Origin of the sequence: Streptomyces sp. NPDC008125, assembly GCF_042957125.1 — a bacterium.
Taxonomy (GTDB): domain Bacteria; phylum Actinomycetota; class Actinomycetes; order Streptomycetales; family Streptomycetaceae; genus Streptomyces.
Genome location: NZ_JBIBHR010000019.1, coordinates 97005 through 112997, shown reverse-complemented (window position 1 = coordinate 112997; position 15993 = coordinate 97005). Strand labels below are relative to the sequence as shown.

General features: G+C 71.3%; 14 protein-coding genes. 10 read left to right on the top strand and 4 right to left on the bottom strand.

The genetic code is table 11. The features are described 5' to 3' along the window. The first annotated feature begins 30 nt into the window (after positions 1-30). The 6 genes from ribH to ACFZAX_RS28020 all read left to right on the top strand — a co-directional run bounded on the left by ribH (position 31) and on the right by ACFZAX_RS28020 (position 5059). On the top strand, positions 31-516 hold the full coding sequence (ribH, locus tag ACFZAX_RS28045) for a 6,7-dimethyl-8-ribityllumazine synthase (protein WP_390965066.1): 486 nt from the start codon (positions 31-33) through the stop codon (positions 514-516). A 34-nt stretch (positions 517-550) separates the two neighbouring features. Next, the gene (locus ACFZAX_RS28040) at positions 551-823 is read left to right on the top strand and encodes a phosphoribosyl-ATP diphosphatase (protein ID WP_266702246.1); all 273 of its coding nucleotides are present in this window, start codon (positions 551-553) and stop codon (positions 821-823) included. Positions 824-920: 97 nt separating this feature from the next. Further along, positions 921-1769: an ATP phosphoribosyltransferase gene (hisG, locus tag ACFZAX_RS28035; RefSeq protein ID WP_390965065.1), complete on the top strand. Its 849-nt coding sequence runs from the start codon at positions 921-923 to the stop codon at positions 1767-1769. Positions 1770-1818: 49 nt separating this feature from the next. Then, complete coding sequence (locus ACFZAX_RS28030) at positions 1819-2280, top strand: PH domain-containing protein (protein ID WP_390965064.1); 462 nt, start codon at positions 1819-1821, stop codon at positions 2278-2280. A 260-nt stretch (positions 2281-2540) separates the two neighbouring features. After that, positions 2541-3950: a CNNM domain-containing protein gene (locus ACFZAX_RS28025; RefSeq protein ID WP_390965063.1), complete on the top strand. Its 1410-nt coding sequence runs from the start codon at positions 2541-2543 to the stop codon at positions 3948-3950. Beyond that, positions 3947-5059, top strand: coding sequence for a CNNM domain-containing protein (locus ACFZAX_RS28020; protein WP_390965062.1), 1113 nt, complete (start codon positions 3947-3949; stop codon positions 5057-5059). The genes ACFZAX_RS28025 and ACFZAX_RS28020 overlap by 4 nt, the downstream gene beginning before the upstream one ends. 77 nt (positions 5060-5136) lie before the next feature. On the opposite strand, the gene ACFZAX_RS28015 is transcribed toward ACFZAX_RS28020, so the two are convergent. Together ACFZAX_RS28015 and ACFZAX_RS28010 are read right to left on the bottom strand one after the other, a co-directional pair. Continuing rightward, positions 5137-7095, bottom strand: coding sequence for an AAA family ATPase (locus ACFZAX_RS28015; protein WP_390965107.1), 1959 nt, complete (start codon positions 7093-7095; stop codon positions 5137-5139). Positions 7096-7392: 297 nt separating this feature from the next. Continuing rightward, on the bottom strand, positions 7393-8022 hold the full coding sequence (locus ACFZAX_RS28010; RefSeq protein ID WP_390965061.1) for a uridine kinase: 630 nt from the start codon (positions 8020-8022) through the stop codon (positions 7393-7395). A gap of 331 nt (positions 8023-8353) precedes the next feature. Here ACFZAX_RS28010 and ACFZAX_RS28005 point away from each other — a divergent pair, with 331 nt between their 5' ends. Then, entirely contained in the window at positions 8354-9745 is a 1392-nt protein-coding gene (locus ACFZAX_RS28005; protein ID WP_390965060.1) for a C39 family peptidase, read from the top strand. Between the two features lie 107 nt (positions 9746-9852). Here the strand turns inward: ACFZAX_RS28005 and ACFZAX_RS28000 are convergent, their stop codons facing one another. After that, positions 9853-11166 (bottom strand): ATP-grasp domain-containing protein, encoded by a 1314-nt coding sequence (locus ACFZAX_RS28000; protein ID WP_390965059.1) that lies wholly within the window; start codon positions 11164-11166, stop codon positions 9853-9855. Beyond that, positions 11160-11837, bottom strand: coding sequence for a 2OG-Fe dioxygenase family protein (locus ACFZAX_RS27995; RefSeq protein WP_390965058.1), 678 nt, complete (start codon positions 11835-11837; stop codon positions 11160-11162). Before ACFZAX_RS27995 ends, ACFZAX_RS28000 begins: the two co-directional genes overlap by 7 nt. A gap of 550 nt (positions 11838-12387) precedes the next feature. Between ACFZAX_RS27995 and ACFZAX_RS27990 the strand changes: the two genes are divergently transcribed. From ACFZAX_RS27990 to ACFZAX_RS27980, 3 genes are read left to right on the top strand one after another with little or no spacing between them, the layout of a single operon-like run. Further along, positions 12388-14139: an amino acid adenylation domain-containing protein gene (locus ACFZAX_RS27990; protein WP_390965057.1), complete on the top strand. Its 1752-nt coding sequence runs from the start codon at positions 12388-12390 to the stop codon at positions 14137-14139. Positions 14140-14171: 32 nt separating this feature from the next. Next, entirely contained in the window at positions 14172-15203 is a 1032-nt protein-coding gene (locus tag ACFZAX_RS27985) for a methyltransferase (RefSeq protein ID WP_390965056.1), read from the top strand. Further along, entirely contained in the window at positions 15203-15988 is a 786-nt protein-coding gene (locus ACFZAX_RS27980) for an alpha/beta fold hydrolase (RefSeq protein WP_390965055.1), read from the top strand. The genes ACFZAX_RS27985 and ACFZAX_RS27980 overlap by 1 nt, the downstream gene beginning before the upstream one ends. The last annotated feature ends 5 nt before the right edge of the window (positions 15989-15993 follow it).

The following is a 15993-nucleotide window of genomic DNA, read 5'->3' as shown; positions in this document are numbered from 1 at the left end:
CACAGAACCGAAAGAACGGTAGGAGCAGACATGAGCGGCAAGGGCGCACCCGAACTGTCCGTGAGCAACTGCGAGGACCTCCGCGTGGCGGTCGTCGCCGCCCAGTGGCACGAGAAGGTCATGGACGGCCTCGTCGACGGCGCCCTGCGCGCGCTGGGCGAACTCGGCATCCACGAACCCACCCTGCTGCGCGTCCCGGGCAGCTTCGAACTGCCGGTCGTCGCCAAGGTCCTCGCCGGTCGCGGCTACGACGCGGTCGTCGCCCTCGGCGTGATCATCCGCGGCGGCACCCCGCACTTCGAGTACGTCTCCCAGGGCGTCACCGCCGGCCTCACCCAGGTCACCGTCGACACCGGCGTTCCCGTCGGATTCGGCGTCCTCACCTGCGACACCGAGGAGCAGGCGCTGGACCGGGCCGGTCTGGAAGGCTCGTCCGAGGACAAGGGCCACGAAGCGGTCACCGCCGCCGTCGCCACCGCCACCACGCTGCGTACCGTCAGCGAACCCTGGCGCTGAGGGCGGGCGGGGACCCCGTATTCTAGGGACCATCATGGCCAACAAAACCTTCGAAGAACTCTTCGCCGAGCTGACGCTCAAGGCCGCGGACGGCGACCCCTCCACCTCGCGCACCGCCGAACTGGTGGGCAAGGGGGTCCATGCCATCGGCAAGAAGGTCGTCGAGGAGGCCGCCGAGGTCTGGATGGCCGCCGAGTACGAGGGCAAGGAAGCGGCCGCCGAGGAGATCTCGCAGCTGCTGTACCACGTCCAGGTGATGATGGTCGCGCGCGGGATCTCCCTCGACGACGTCTACGCCCACCTCTGAGCAACGCCTCTCCCCGCCGCACGCCCCGTACCGCCGGAACCCCCGCACGCCCGCAGAACCGTCCGCACACTCCTTCGTACAAAGGAAACCCGAGCTCATGCTGCGCATCGCCGTCCCCAACAAGGGTTCACTCTCCGGGCCTGCGATGGCGATGCTCCATGAGGCCGGCTACCAGCAGCGCAAGGAGTCGAAGGAGCTCGTCCTCGTCGACCCCGTCAACGAGGTCGAGTTCTTCTACCTGCGGCCCCGGGACATCGCGATCTACGTGAGCTCCGGCCGTCTCGACATCGGCATCACCGGCCGTGACCTGCTGCTCGACTCGGGCGCCGACGCGGAGGAGATCCTCCAGCTCGGCTTCGCCCGCTCGACCTTCCGGTACGCCACCAAGCCGGGCACCGCCGAGGGCCCGCAGGACTTCGACGGCATGACGATCGCCACCTCCTACGAGGGCATCGTCGCCAAGCACCTCGCGGACAACGGCGTCAACGCCTCCGTCGTCCACCTCGACGGCGCGGTCGAGACCGCCATCGAGCTCGGTGTGGCCCAGGTCATCGCCGACGTGGTCGAGACCGGCACCAGCCTGCGCAACGCCGGGCTCGAAGTGATCGGCGAGCCGATCATGAAGTCCGAGGCCGTCGTCATCCGCCGCACCGGCGCCGACGCCGACGAGCCCAAGGTCCAGCAGTTCCTCCGCCGCCTGCAGGGTGTCCTGGTCGCCCGGACGTACGTGATGATGGACTACGACTGCCGCGTCGAGCACCTGGAGCGCGCGGTCGCCCTCACCCCGGGCCTGGAGTCGCCGACCGTCTCCCCGCTGCACCACGAGGGCTGGGTGGCCGTCCGCTCCATGGTCGCCTCCCGCGAAGCACAGCGGATCATGGACGACCTGTACGAGCTCGGCGCCCGCGCCATCCTCACCACGGCGATCCACGCCTGCCGGCTCTGACCGGAGCCCGGCCCTCCTACCCAGCACCCCGAGCAGAGGACAGAACCTGATGTCCGCCCCCACGCCCCGGACCGGACAGCCGGCCCTCCCGGTGACGTTCCGGCCGGGACTCACCCGGCTGGTCCTGCTCACCATCGCGCTGGCGCTCTTCGTCGTCATCACCGTCATGGCGCTGATGCTGGAGAGCCTCGGTCCGGGGGACCGGGTGACCTTCATCGTCTTCGCGGCCCTCTTCTCCGGGGTCCTCGTCATGCTCGCCCGGCCCAAGATCGTCGCCGACGAGGACGGGCTGACCGTCGTCAACCTCACCCGGACCCGGCGGCTCGCCTGGGCGCAGATCCTCCAGGTCAACCTGAGGGCCGGCGACCCCTGGCTCTTCCTCGGCCTCAGCGACGGCACCAGCCTGCCCGCCCTCGGTATCCAGCCCGGCCTCTCCAAGCAGCAGGCCGTACGGGACGCGGGGGAGCTGCGCCGGCTCGTCGCGGCACACGGCAGCAGCGTCCAGGCCTGAACGTGCCCTCGGGGGCGACGGGAATTCAGGCCCGCCCGCCCGGGCGGGCACGGGGGCGCCCGGCCGATGGCCGTGAGCCCCTGCCCGGACACACCGATTCTTGACTACTCTGGGGTTCGGCGGCGCCGAGTGGCGCCCCGCCCCGCCCAGACGGTCCGCAGACCGGCGGGGCTTTTCCTGCGACCCGAGGAGTGACTCCTTCCAGCAATGGACGGATCGTCCGGTAGTACCTGCGCCGCCCCTTCCCCGGAGGCGGCGGCATGACCACCCCCCTGCTGCTGCTCATCGCGGCATTCCTTCTCATTCTGGCCAACGGCTTCTTCGTGGCGGCCGAGTTCGGCCTCGTCACCGTCGAGAAGCCCGAGGCGGAACGCGCGGCCGCGGAAGGCGACCGGCGCGCGCGCACGGTCGTCGACGCGCTGCGCGAACTCTCCTTCCAGCTCTCCGGCACCCAGCTCGGCATCACCATCACCTCGCTGGTCGTCGGCATGCTCGCCGAACCCGCGCTCGCCCAGCTCTTCACCGGACCGCTCACCGCCACCGGACTGCCCGCCGGAGCCGTACCCACCATCAGCGTGGTGACCGGCATGCTGCTCGCCTCGGCGGTGCAGATGGTCATCGGCGAACTGGTGCCCAAGAACTGGGCCGTCTCCAAGCCCCTCCAGGTCGCCCGGTTCGTCGCCGGCCCCCAGCACCGCTTCGCCACCGCGCTCCGCCCGGTGATCACGGCGCTGAACACGCTCGCCAACCGGCTGGTCCGGCTGCTGGGCGTCGAGCCCACCGACGAACTGGCCTCCGCCCGCACCCCGGGCGAGCTGGTCTCGCTGGCCCGGCACTCCGCGGAGGCCGGCACCCTGGAGCAGGACACCGCCGACCTCTTCGTACGGACCCTGTCGCTCGGCGGTCTCACCGCCCAGCACGTCATGACCCCCCGGGTCCGGGTCAGCGCCCTCCAGTCGACCGCCACCGCGGCCGACGTGCTCAACCTGACCCGCGCCACCGGCCTCTCCCGCTTTCCCGTCTACCGGGAACGCATCGACGAGGTCGTCGGCATGGTCCACCTCAAGGACGCCCTCGCGGTCCCGGCCGCCGAGCGGCTGCGCACTCCGGCCGGCCGGATCGCCGTCCCGCCGCTGCTGGTCCCCGAGTCCCTGCCCGTCGAACAACTGCTCCAGCGGCTCCGCAACGAGCAGCCGATAGCCGTCGTCGTCGACGAGTACGGCGGCACCGCCGGTGTCGTCACCCTGGAGGACATCATCGAGGAGCTCGTCGGTGAAGTCCGCGACGAGCACGACGCCGAGGGCGCCGACCGGCCCGAGCTGGTCTCCGTCACCGGCGAGGACGGCCGCCCCGCCTGGGACGCCGACGGCAGCTGCCGAGTCCTCAGCCTCCGCCGGATAGGCCTCGACGTACCCGACGGACCGTACGAGACCGTCGCCGGACTCGTCGCCGACCTCCTCGGGCGCATCCCCGCCCCAGGCGACCGTACCGAACTGCCCGGCTGGCGGATCTCCGTCCGCCAGGTGGGCCACTACCGCGCCGAGCAGGTCCGCTTCGTCCGCACCGCGGACGTGTCCGGGCAGCCGGACGGCACGGACCATCCGGACGGAGCCCTTCCCGCGACCCCCGGCCGGACCATGGGCCGGACCCTGCAGGAGGCCGGCCGATGAGCGTGGTCCAACTGCTCTTCGCCGGGCTCCTCGTCCTCGCGAACGGCTTCTTCGTCGGCGCCGAGTTCGCGCTCGTCTCGGTCCGCCGCAGCCAGGTCGAACCGCTCGCCGCGAGCGGGTCGGCCCGCGCCCGCAAGGTGCTGTACGGCCTGGAGAACCTCCCGCAGATGATGGCCGCCGCACAGTTCGGCATCACCGTCTGCTCGCTCACCCTGGGCGCCGTCGCCGAACCGACCGTCGCCCACCTCCTGGAACCCGTCTTCCACGCGGCACACGTACCCGAGGGGTTCGTCCACCCGCTCGGGTACGTCCTCGCCCTCGTCTTCGTCGTCGTCCTCCACCTCGTCGTCGGAGAGATGGTCCCGAAGAACCTGGCGATGGCCGCCCCGGAGAGGACGGCTCTCTGGCTCAGCCCCGCCCTGGTGGGCTTCGCCCGGCTCTGCCGTCCGGTCACCGCGGCGCTCGGCGCCTGCGCCCGGCTCGTGCTGAAGCTCTTCCGGGTCGAGCCCAAGGACGAGGTCGAAGCCGTCTTCACCAGCGAGCAGCTGAACCGGCTGGTGGAGGACTCCGGCCAGGCCGGGCTCCTGGAGCCGGAGGCCCAGGAACGGCTGGAGGACGCCCTGGAACTCGGCAGCAGGCCCGTCACGGACGTGCTCCTGGAGAACGGTTCACTGGTGACGGTCGACCCGTCCGTCACCCCGCGCCGGGTCGAGGAGCTCACCGTACGGACCGGGTTCTCGCGCTTTCCGGTGCGCGCCGAGCGCGGCGGCCCGTTCATGGGCTACCTGCACGTCAAGGACGTCCTCGACCTGGAGGACGGCGAGCGCGCCGTGCCCCAGCACGTCTGGCGCCCGATGGCGACCGTACGGGCCGAACTCCCGCTGGACGACGCCCTGGCCGTGATGCGCCGGGCCGCGACCCACCTGGCCCAGGTCGCCGACGCGCAGGGCAGGGTCCTCGGACTCGTCGCCCTGGAGGACGTACTGGAAATGCTGGTGGGCGAGGTCCGCGACCCCGCCCACCGCGTCTCGGTACCGCGCCGGACGGTCGACGCGGTCCCGGAGCACCGGGCGCACGGAGAGCCGAAGGCCATGGCCGACATCGGCTGACGGGCGGTCGTACCTTCGTCCCCGCGGGTGGGCCCGTCCGGCGCGTGCCGGGCGGGCCCACCGTCGCGTACGGGTCCTCAAGCGCCGGGAGCCTCCGTCTGTCCCCGGCCGACCGGGCCACGGCCGGAGAGCACCTCGCCGTACGCCTGCATCAGGTCCGGCAGCCGCAGCGTCGCCAGATCGGCGCGGCCCGGCGCCGTCGCGTACCCCGAGAGCCGCAGGTCGCGGTAGGCGCAGCTCTTCTCGTACAAGGTGCGCAGGAAGCGTCCGTTGCCCAGCTCGTCGATCCAGCCCTGCTCGACCACATGGCCGCTGATGCTGCGCAGCTCCTCCAGGGCCTCCTCGTCCCAGAGGTCGCCGTTGGCGGCGGCCAGCACCCCGCCGATCGCGCTCAGTTCGAGCGGGCGGTAGCTCGGGAAGTCGACCCGGCTGGTGAACCGCGAGGAGAGCCCCGGGTTGGTGGCCAGCAGCCGGTCCATGCCCTCCGGGTAACCGGCGAGGATGACCACCAGGTGGTCCCGGTTGTCCTCGGCCCGCTTCAGCAGGACCTGGAGCGCCTCGTCACCGTACGCGTCGCCCTTGCTGTAACCGGAGTTGGCGAGGCTGTACGCCTCGTCGACGAAGAGCACCCCGCCCAGCGCCGAGTCGATCAGCTCATTGGCCTTGACCGCCGTCTGGCCGAGGAACTCGCCCACCAGATCGGACCGCTGGGCCTCCACCAGGTGATCGCCGCCGAGGAGGCCCAGGGCGTAGAAGACCCGGCCCAGGATGCGGGCGACCGTCGTCTTCCCCGTGCCCGAGGGGCCGGAGAAGACGAAGTGCCGCTTGGGCGGCTGGACCGGCAGACCCTGCTCGGCCCGGAGCCGCGCCATGTTCAGCTGCGCCGAGAGCGCCTTGACCTGCCGCTTGACCGGATCGAGCCCGACCATCCGCTCCAGCTCGGCGAGCGCGTCGGCCAGCAGCGCGGGGTCGCTCGGCCCGGTCGGCGGGACCGGACGCCCCGCCCGGCCGGACCCGGACCGCTTGGCGCGCGCACCCTCCGGGGCGGTCGTGACCACCGGGGCGACGGGACCGAGCGGATCGACGCCCAGCCACGGGTCACGGCCGCCGTCCACCAGGTCCGTACCGAGCAGTGCGTCGCCGTCCGGCTGGGATTCGGAACCCAGCTCGTCCGCGCCGTAGCCGCTTTTGGCGGCCGGGGCGAGGCCGGCCGGCTCGTCGAACCCGTCGTGATCGGTGATGGCCGCAAGCCTGGCCGAGGTGTCCATGAACGAGGGATCGACCCGGTGCACCGCCCGGTAGAGGGGGAGCGCGGCGGCGCTGCGCCCTGTCCCCTCGTGCGCCCGCGCCAGCCAGTACCGGAGCTCCTTGCGCTGCGGCTGCTCGCTGCGACAGCGCATCAGCGCCGCGGCGAGCAGGGGCTCGGCCTGCCCGTACATCTCCAGCCGGACCCTGGCCATCCCGCCGAAGAGCCGCGCCTCGATCCCGAGCAACGGGTCGTCGACCAGCCGTTCGGTATAACGGACCAACTGCTCCCAGTCCTTGGCGAGATAGGCCCGGCACGCGTGCAGGAAGCGCACCTGCGCGTCGGTGTCGACCGGCGGGAGCCCGGCCAACGCCCGGTCCAGCTCCGGCACATGGCGGCCGTCCAGCCAGTGCGAGGCGTGCGCCAGCAGCAGATCGCGCGGCGTCTCCAGTACCGGCTGCACCCACCAGCCGAGCCAGTACCAGGAGTTGAGCGTGCGTTTGTGCCGGGTGCGCTGCTCGCCGAATCGGTCGCGGTGCCTGTACATGCTCAGCAGCGCGGTGGTGGTGTCGATGCGCAGCGCGTGGAGGCCCAGCCAGGCGTCCGCCATGCCGGGATCGAGTCCCACCGCCGTCCGGAATTCCTCCTCGGCGTGCGGGTAGGCGCCCACCGTGTAGGCGTCCACGCCCCGCAGCCAGGCCAGTTCGGCAGGGGCGTGCGCGCCCTGCGTGCCGATGTCCATCAGGTCCCCCACACGACTGTGCCCCAGGATGTCCCGCCCGCACAGCATGCCCACGGAAGCGTTCCGAATCACCGTTTCGCGGGCGGGAATTGACCGAGCCGCCGAGTGTCGCACCGAGCCCGGAAACCACCGGAACGGTGTCGTTCGTGACGGACGGTGAAGGGCAGGGCCTGTGCGGTGCGGACGGAGGGGGGCTGCGGACAGAACGAAGCCCCCGATCACGGGGGAACAATCGGGGGCTTCGTGTCCTGGAGGGGCTCCGGAAAGCCGCACATTGAGAACGTAAGACCTGTAAGCCCCGCCGGTGAAGCCGAGTTGGAACATGCGCCTGGCGATTTCCGGGGCTCAGCCGGATGACCAGCCGCCTTCACTCTCCGTAGCATTCCGACCCTCGGTTGCAGTCGCCCGGGGTCCCGCCAGCCACTCGTAGCCGTCGGACAACTGGCGTACCAGCGAATCCGCGTACGGCCGGGAGGGGTCCGCGGCGAAGTGTTCGTCCTCCGCGACCGTCCAGCCGTCCCAGAACGTTCCGAGCGCCGGTCCGTCCCGTCGCCGCCCCCGCTCCCAGGAGGCCTCGCGGCCCAGCTCCATCCACCACAGCGCCGCCAACCGGGGCCGCAGGAACCGGCGTCCGGCTCCCACCCCCTCGATCAGCACCACCGGCGCGGGATCCAGCGTCCGCTCGGGCCCGAAGCGGCGGGCGGTCCAGTCGTACGGGGCGTAGCACGCCCGCTCCCCGCGCGACAGCGGCAGCAGCACCTGCTCGTGCAGCCGGCCGGTCCAGGCGAACAACTCCTCGTGGGTGGCCAGATCGTCCAGCCGGAGCAGGGGAGCGCCTCCCAGGGCGGCGGCGAGCCGGGTGGCCAGAGTGCTCTTCCCCGAGCCCGCGTGCCCGTCGACCGCCACGAGCCGCACCGGACCCAGGGAGGGGGAGAGGGCCAGGAGGCCGCGGGCGTGTCCGGCCAGGTCGTTCATGGCTCCAGAATACGGGCCGGGCTTTGGCCACCCCCGGCCCGCCGCAGGTCACGCGGGGGCCGACGGCTCGCGGCCGGCGGGTGGGAGCACGCGCGGACGCCACCGGACCAGTCCAATGTTGCTCCGTCCGCGCGGGGTGAATCACTGGCCCGGCGGGGCCGGGACCCGCGATAGTTGGCGCACCGATCGACGTCGGACACGCGCGCCGTGCACGTGCGGCACCTGCCGTACACCGCATCGGCGGGACACGCCCGCACGCCGCACCCGCTGGACACGCAAGCCCCCGCACCCGCTGTACGCCCTCGTCCGCCAACGACTCGGGAGCCCCCCCATGACCGGACCGCACCACCGCAGAAACGTTCTCGCCGCCTTCGCGGCCGTCGCCGCAGCCTCCGCTGTGGCGTCCGCCGCCGGACCCGCGTCCGCCGCCGCACGCACCGCCTCCGGCTCTTTCCGCCGCGCCGCCTTCCCCTCCAAGGCCCCGGACACCGCAGTGGACAACCACTCCTGGACGACGTACACCGACTGGCGCTCCGGCTCCGCCGCGGGAACCCGGGCCGTCGCCGGGCGCAGGCCCGGTCTGGTGATCGGCACCCCGGCCGGGACCACCGACCACACCGACCCGCACACCGGCACGACCGCCGCGTGGGAGTACGCCACCTGGACCTCCCCGTCGCACCGCAGCGCCGTACCGGCCACCGAGGTGATCGCCTCCTGGAACGCCGACACCCCCGCCGGTACCTGGATCCAGATCGAACTGCTCGGCCGCTACTCGGACGGCACGGACACCCCCTGGTACGTGATGGGCCGCTGGGCGGCCGGGGACGAGGACATCCGCCGTACCTCGGTGGACGACCAGACGGACGGGAAGAGCTCCATCTGGACCGACACCTTCTCCCTCGACGACGCGGCGAGCGGCCTGCGCCTGACGCACTACCGGCTCCGCCTCACCCTCCACCGCAGGCCCGGCACCCGCCTCACCCCGACGGTGTGGCGCGTCGGCGCGATGGCCTCGGACGTCCCGGACCGCTTCACCGTCCCGGCCAGCACCCCCGGCACCGGCCGGGGTCACGAGCTCGCGGTGCCGCGCTACTCGCAGAACCTCCACGCGGGGCAGTACCCCGAGTACGACAACGGCGGCGAGGCCTGGTGCAGCCCCACCTCCTCACAGATGATCATCGAGTACTGGGGCCGCAAGCCCACGGCCGAACAGCTCGCCTGGGTCAAGCCGGGCCTCCCCGACCCCCAGGTCTGCCACGCGGCGCGCTACACGTTCGACTATCAGTACGACGGCTGCGGCAACTGGCCCTTCAACGCCGCCTACGCCGCCACCTACCCGGACATGTCCTCCGCCGTCACCCGCCTCGGCTCGCTCACCGACGTGGAGACCCTCGTCGGGGCCGGCATTCCCGTCATCACCTCGCAGTCCTTCCTCAAGGAGGAGCTGACGGGCGCCGGTTACGGCACCTCGGGCCACCTGATGACGGTGATCGGCTTCACCGAGGACGGAGACGTCATCGCCAACGACCCCGCCTCCAAGGACGACGACGCGGTGCGCCGGATCTACGCGCGCGCCGAATGGGAGCAGATCTGGCTCCGGACGAAGCGGTACGACGCGAACGGCAACGTGCGCAGCGGCACGGGCGGGGTCTGCTACCTCTACTGGCCCGTCGTCCCGGCGGCGGGCCAGCACCGCGTCCTGAGGGCGCTCGGGCTGGTCTGACCGGGCCGGTGCGAGCGGCCGCGTCGGGTGGCCGCGCGCCCGGTGGCGGACGGGGCTCCGTCCGCCACCGGAGCCCCGGGCATCGGCGCCGGCGCCCGCGGGGCGGGTCAGCTCGGGGCCCCACCGTCGTCCCGTTCGCGCTCCACGCGGAAGATCTGCTGGGCACGGGACTTCGCCAGCGCGTCCACCTCCGCGCGGAAGGACTGCGGATCGTGCCCGGTGCCCCGGGCGAAGCACTCCAGGATCCCGGCGCGGGCCAGGTAGGAACCGTCCCGCCGGGAGCGGTCCCCGGCTTTGGCCGTGGGGTGGAGGACGGTCTCCAGGCTCGTGGTGTCGGGCAGCCGTCCCACTTCGGTGATGGTGCCGGGCGGCAGTTTGAGGAAGGCCGTGGCACCGATTCCCCGGGGGACGGCCGGAAAGTCCGGCAGCCGGTCGAGCCGGCCACGGTAGGAGGCGATGTGGAAGTCGTACGGGCTGTAGCCGTAGACCCGCTCGACCAGGTCCATGATGCCGTCCCCGCCGGGCCGGGCGGCGACCTCGACCACGCTGAGCCGTTCCCCGTCGATCAGCACCTCCACGTGCGCGACACCGCGGTCGATGAGCAGGGCCTCGCACGCGTCCAGCGCCACTTGGCGCAGGGCCCGGTTCTCCGATTCCACGCTGGGCACCATCTGGCCCATCTCCGAGAAGTAGGGGGCCCCGGCCTTGGACTTGTCCGTCACCGCGAGGACGGCACGCTCCCTTCCCAGGTTGGCGACCTCCACGGAGACCTCGTGCGGGGCTGCCACGAACTCCTCGGCCTGGTACCGCCCGTCGGAGAAGTCGTACAGAGGGGCGACCTCCAGCAGTGAGGCACGGCAGTAGTCGAAGGCCGCGGGGAGCTCCCCGGCCGAGGAGACCATGACGGTGCCGACGTTGCCGGCGAAGTCGCGCGGCTTCAGTACCAGCGGGAAGCCGAGCTCGGCGGCGGCCTCCCGCAGTTCGTCCAAGGTGCCGAACGTCCGGTGCCGCGCGCAGGGCACACCGGCTTTCTCGAACGCCAGCTTCATCGTGTGCTTGTCCCGGACGAGTTCCAGGCAGTCGTCCGACAGGGCGGGCAGGCCGTAGTGGCGAGCGATCGCGACGGACACGTGCACGTTCATCTCGATGACGGGCACCACGGCGTCCGGGCGCAGGCCGGTCTCCTGCTCGAATTCCAGGACCGCCGCGAGGGCCTGCCCGGCGTTGCAGTAGTCGGCCTTGAGCACGTGATCGAAGAACCGGTTGCCCAACGGGGTGGCCGGGCTCGTGCTCATTCCCAGCACGGGGCCCGGGTAGGTGCGCAGCGCCGAGACGACGGCACGCTCCCGCAGGGGGATGTCGGCTCCCAGCAGCAACAGGTAGCGGTCGCCGTTGTCCGCGGCGGCGGCGTGGTTCAGCATTCCTCGTCCGCAAGGCCGCCGCGTCCACTGACGTCGTAGGTCGTCACGACCACATCCCGGTAAGCGGGCCGGCCCGGCACCTTCGGGGTGATGGGAGTGACGTAGTGCACCACGTCCTCGTCGGCGAAGTAGAGCGTTTCGCCGGGCGTCATCACCCGCTCGAACAGCATGTCGCCCTCGTCGCTCTCCACTCCGTCCACCCTGGCCTCCCGGACGAGCGAGATCCCGCCGCTCATGTTCCCGACCGCGATGCAGGTGGCGGAGACCAGGTCGTAGCCGTCGCGGTGGAAGCCCTCGGGCACGGGAAGGCCGACCTCGTCGTCGGTGGCGACGATGCGGATCTGGTGGCAGTTGATCTCGAACTCCTCGGAGTTCAGCAGCTCCCGGGTCCGCGGGTCACGGACGAGCCGCTCCGTGAAGTCACGTGCCGCGGGGCCGAGCGGGGTGGCCTGCCGGGTGAAACCGCCCGCGTAGTGGTTGATCTTCTTGGCCTGGAAGAAGGAGAGGTTGTCGAGCCAGTCGATCTTGTCACCCTTGATCGCGGCACGTCCGAAAGCGCGAAAGCGGAAATGGTCGCCCTCTTTCAGGAACTGGTCGGCAGGAAGTTCCGCGTAGCTCGCGATCATTGCGTCCGATATGTGGCCGATCGAGCTGTGCAAGGAAAAGCGCATAACTGCCTCCTGGGGTACCGGCGGGCTCTGCTCCATCAGCAAAACACGGCGTTCGAGGGTCGGTCAACACAGAGTGAGTGGGGTGCATCGAACTCTCACGGAAGGGCAAATTCTGTTTCTTGGGGCCTCCCTGCGGAGCCCCGGGAAGGAAAGGAACGGGCCACGTCGTGATTCGACTATCGGAATGCACATCCGGTAATCGAGGCGGGAAAAGCCGCACAGCTGAACGTACCTCACGGCTCGCGATGTCTGGTATCACCGACTGATGGGCGGTCATGCGCCGGTCCACTGCAGATCTTGGCCAGAATGCGCCGGTGGACCTCCTGCGGCAGGCCCGTATGCTCTCGGCCGAAAGCTTTCTCGGCGGTGCCGCGAAACTGATGCCGGTGTTCTTGCTCCGGTATTCGGTGGCGGCCACCAGGCCTTACCCGGAGCTTGCTCGCCGGTTTACCGTGATGACATCCGCAGTGGGTCGCAGAAAAGCGAAGGGATTGGAACGGCCTTGGACGGTTACGAGCCCGGAAAGAATCCGCTCTGTATCCATGAGAAAGTGGCGCGGCAGGCAGTCGTACACCCGCACAGGCCGGCTGTCGTGTGCGGATCCGAAAGCCTCACGTACGAGCAGCTCGACATACAGGCCGACAACTGGTCCCGCGTCCTGCGGGCCCACGGCGTGGAGGCCGGCACCGTCGTCGGCGTACTGGCCCATCGGTCCACCGCCCTGATCGTCACCCTGCTCGCCGTCCTCAAGGCCGGTGCCGCCTATCTGGTCGTCGACCCCGGCGACCCGGACGCCCGGTGCGCCGGGCTGCTCGCGGACGCGGGCGTGGGCGTGGTGGTGGCCGAGGAAGGACAAGCCGGGCGCGTCCCACCGCACTGCCGCACGCTGGCCATGCCGGACACCAGCCTGCCGGCCGAGCGGCGGGAGGCAGGCGACGAACCGCCGCCGGCCCATCCCGACCAGCTCGCCTACGTGAGTTACACCTCGGGCTCCACCGGCGAACCCAAGGGCGTCGGGGTTCCCCACCGGGCCGTCGCCCGGCTGCTGTACACGCCGGACTGGATGGAGATCGGTACCGAGGACGTCCTCCTCGAACTCGCCCCCGTGGCCTTCGACGCGTCCACGATCGAGATCTGGGGCGCCCTGGTGAACGGCGCCCGCCTGGTGGTCCACGCCGGCCGGACCGGTGAACTGGACGAACTGGCGAAGGTGGTCCAGCAGGAGGGCGTCACCGTACTGCTGCTCACCACCGGCCTGTTCAACCAGATGGTGACCCGGCATCCCGAAGCGTTCGCAGGCGTCCGCCACGTCCTGACCGGCGGTGACGTCGCCTCGGCCGGCCACGTGCGGCAGCTCATGGCCGCGTACCCCGAGCTGCTGTTCACCAACGGCTACGGGCCCACCGAGAACACGTCCTTCACGACGTGCTGGACCACGGCCACCCCGCCCGCAGCGGACGAGCCCGTGCCCATAGGCCGGGCCGTCAACGGCACCCGCGTCGCGATTCTCGGGGCGGACCTGCGGCCGGTGCCGGACGGGGAGGCCGGCGAGCTCTGCACGGCCGGCGACGGACTCGCCCGGGGGTACCTCGGGCGGCCCGCCGCCACGGCCACCCGGTTCGTCGCCGATCCGTACGCCTCCGAACCCGGCGCCCGGATGTACCGCACCGGCGACCTGGTCCGGCGGCGGCCCGACGGCCTCGTCGAGTTCCTCGGGCGCGTCGACCACCAGGTGAAGATCCGCGGCTTCCGGGTCGAACCCGGACACGTCGAGGCGGTGCTCACCCGGCATCCGGACGTACGCGAAGCGGTCGTCGTCCCCCAGGAGGACGCCTCCGGGAGCAAGCGCCTGCTCGCCTACGTCCTCCCCGAGCCGGCCGCGGCCCTTGCCGACGGCTATGACGGGACGGAGTTCGGAGCACGCCTGCGCGAGGCTCTGAGCACGGAGCTGCCGTCGCACATGGTGCCGTGGGCCGTGCTGCTCCGGTCCCAGCTCCCGCTCAACCGGAACGGCAAGGTCGACCGCAAGGCCCTGCCCGCAGCCACCCGCGTCGCCCGCGGCCTCACCACCCCCCTGACCCTGCCGCGCACGCACATCGAGGCGCGTCTTACGGCGATGTGGGGAGACGTGCTGGGCGTGGAACCCGTGGGGGTGAGGGACGACTTCTTCGCGCTGGGCGGGCACTCCCTGCTCGCCGCGCAACTGCTCGCCGCCCTCAGGCGAGAGCTGGGCCTGAACGTCTCCGCCCGCACCCTCTACCTCCATCCCACGATCGAAGACCTGGCCGTCGAGCTCTCCTGACGGCTGTCCCGGTACCCCAGAGAGGAAGAAACATGGCATTCGACACTTCTCTTCAGCGGAGCCTCGCCACCGAGGTCGAGGCCAGCGGCCCCGCCCCCGCCCTCGCCGCCGTCGCCGCACTGATGGAGATGGGCGACCGGCTCGGCGTGACGGACGTCATCACCGTGGGCAAGGACTTCACCGTCGCGGAGATAGCCGCCGCCACCGACCTCCCCGAAGAGGGCGTGGCGGGATACCTGGAGGCGCTCGAATCGGCCGGCATCATCGACGCGGTGGACGCGTCCGGCGAGCCCGCCCGGTTCCGCACGGCCGCGGACTACGAGCGCATCCAGCACCAGGCGGGGTATCTGTCCTGGACCATGAACGCGAACCGCCCGTTCATCGAGAACGCCCGCGCCTACCTCACCGACCAGTCCAAGCCCACCGGCGCCTACACCCGGGACGGCCGCCAAGTCGCCATCAGCTCGCAGTGGATGGGCGCCCAGGCGTTCTACCCGGCCGCGCTGGACGCCATCTTCCGCCTCGAACCGGAACATGTGGTGGACCTCGGCGCGGGCACCTGCCGCCTGCTGATCGAGGTGCTCCAGGCGTTCCCCGGCTCCACCGCCGTCGGCCTGGACCTCGACCCCGCATCGTGTCGTGCCGCCGAGAAGGCCGCCGTGCAGGAGGGCGTCGGCGACCGTCTCACCGTCGTCGAACGGCCCATCCAGTCCGTCGCCGACGACCCGGGCCCGCTCGCCGGAGCCGACGTCATCCACGCCGGATTCGTCTTCCACGACATGATGCCGGAAGAGGAGAGCGTCGCCGACAAGGTCCTCGCCCAGTGCCGCGAGGCGCTGCGACCCGGTGGGGTCATGGCCATCACCGACGCCGTCCCCTACCTGCGCAACCCCCGGGAGCGGGCGTTCAGCGCCATCGTCACCTACTACCACCGGCAGTTCATGAAGCGGAAGCTGCTCACCGAGCAGGAGTGGCGGGACAAGCTGCTCGCCGCGGGGTTCAGCTCGGTGGAGGTCGTCGAGCTCGGCTTCCCCACCGGCCGGCTCTTCCTCGCGAGCCGCTGATGGCCCCGCACGGCACCAGCCTCTGGTTCCCGTACCCGGTCGAGGCCGCCGACGAGCCTTCCAGCCTGCTGTTCTGCCTGCACCACGGGGGCGCGGCAGCATCGTTCTTCCGGGACTGGCAGCGACTGCTGGGTCCGGACGTCGAGGTGGTCCCCGTACAACTGCCGGGCCGCGAAGCGCGACTGGCCGAACCCGCCGAGCGCTCTCTCACGGCCCTCACCGAGCGACTCGCCGGGCCCGTCCTCGAACGGGCCGACGGGCGGCCGTTCGCGTTCTTCGGCCACAGCATGGGCGCGCTCCTCGGCTACGACCTCAGCCACGCGCTCTCCGCGGCCGGCCGGCCGCCCGCCCACCTGGCGGTCTCCGGCTACGTACCACCGCACGCGCGCGCCGGTACCTCCGTGCACACCCTGTCGGAGGAGGACTTCCTCGCCCACGTCGAGGGGCTCCAGGGCACTCCGCCGGAGATCCTGGAGAACCCGACCCTGCTCGAACTGGTCCTGCCGATCCTGCGGGACGACTTCGCCGCCTGTGAGACGTACACGTACGTCGAGCGCGGACCGCTGGACGTACCGATCGCGGTCTTCGCCGGCCGGGACGATCCGAGCGCTCCCGCCGACGAGATGGCCCGCTGGTCGGAACTCACCCGGGCCGACACGAGCTTCGACGTCTTCCCGGGCGGACACTTCTACTTCCAGGAATCCCTGGCCAAGCTGCTGGAAGCGCTGCGGAGCCGGCTGTCGCCGGCTCTGGCCGGGATCGCGAACGGGGGCGACACACTGTGACGACG